Annotated in this window: 1 protein-coding gene; it reads right to left on the bottom strand. The window is 70.7% G+C overall.

The features are described 5' to 3' along the window. Positions 1-82: 82 nt before the first annotated feature. Positions 83-997 (bottom strand): energy transducer TonB (locus tag AC1D15_RS34295; protein WP_477829585.1); only part of this gene is annotated, 915 nt, incomplete at its 5' end.

Here is a 997-nt window from a genome sequence, read left to right as displayed (position 1 = left end):
GGTCGCCTGGGTGCGGCAGTACCGCGGGGCGATCGCGCCCGAGCGGACGGTCGCCGCCTGACGCGCACCCCGAGCGGCAGCCTCAGTCGAGGTTGAAGCCCAGCTCGACGACACCTTCCTGCGTCTCGCGCAGCGGCTGGAACTTCCATTGCGCGACCGCCGCCAGCGCGGCCCGGTTCAGGCGCACGTTCGACGACGACACGACGGCCGGCGCCGATACCGTGCCGTTGGGCAGCACCTCGAAGCGCACCCGCACGGTGCCCTTTCGCAGATCCAGCATCACCGCACGGGGGAATTGCGGCTCGACCTGGGAGACCATCACCAGCGCCTCTTCGACATCAGGCTCCGGCGCGGCGGCGAGTGCAGGCGGCGCGGCCGCATCGGGCATCGCCGTGGCACCACTGCGGGCGTGGGCCGCTGCGCTGTTCGCCAGGCGGGCCGCTTCGTTGTCGACGCTGGAGACCGGCACGGCCTGCGCGGCAGGCTGAATGGCCTGGACGGCCTGCGTGGCGGCCGGCGCCGGGGCGATGCGCCCGACCGCTGCTGGTGCGGGTGTCGGCGAAACGGCCGCCCCTTCGGCACTACCCTCGCCCACCTTCGCGACGCGTGCGGCCGGTGCCGGTCTGGGTGCATTGGCAACCGGCGCGGGTGCGGGCGGCTTGACGTCGTCCTTGCCGTCGCGGACTTTGCGGGGCTTGTCCGAGTGGATCATGATCCAGCGGAAGACGTTCTCCGCCTCGCGCTTGGAGCGCTCGCTCGGGGCCGACTCTTCCTTGGCGGCAGGCGCCGATGCTGCCTGCGCGCGGGCCGCCTGCCAGGCGCACATCAGCCCGGAAGCCAGCAGTGCGAGGCAGAGTGTGCGAGGCGAGAAAGTACGAGGCAAGAGCCGCAAACGCGCCTGTTCCGGCGTCGAATTGATCTGCACACGATTCCTTCCGAGAGTCTTGACGTGCCCCAACGACACGGCATCGAGTTCCACGGTGCAAAAAGTGTACCG

This window comes from Rhizobacter sp. P2_H2 (genome assembly GCF_056403375.1).
This window is presented reverse-complemented; position numbering and strand designations above follow the sequence as displayed.